Genomic DNA, 264 nt, shown 5'->3' with positions numbered 1-264 from the left:
GATTTGAGTCTCCGGTGTGCGCTGCACGTCATAATTGAGAACTAAATCGGACTTTAAGTCCTCTGATGTCGCTTGAGACGCTTTTTCCTGGGACTCGCCTTGCGAGTCCTTAGCCGCCACGGTATCGCCCGCGACGTCGGAGGACTTAAAGTCCGATTTAATTTTGTCGGCTTCTGTTACCTTCATGCGCTCACCTTCTTTCTATAAAATAAAAAAGGAGCAAGTTTTTTCCGGTACACGAAAAAACTTGCTCCTTCTTCACAC

The 264-nt window shown here is 47.0% G+C and carries 1 protein-coding gene; it reads right to left on the bottom strand.

Translation table 11 applies throughout. The features are described from left to right. On the bottom strand, positions 1 to 186 hold a 186-nt coding region (locus SB764_RS41205), incomplete at its 3' end, for a hypothetical protein (protein WP_410866926.1). Positions 187 to 264: the final 78 nt, after the last annotated feature.

Source organism: Paraburkholderia sp. SIMBA_027 (assembly GCF_046535315.1).
GTDB classification, from domain to species: Bacteria; Pseudomonadota; Gammaproteobacteria; order Burkholderiales; family Burkholderiaceae; genus Paraburkholderia; species Paraburkholderia tropica.
This window is presented reverse-complemented; position numbering and strand designations above follow the sequence as displayed.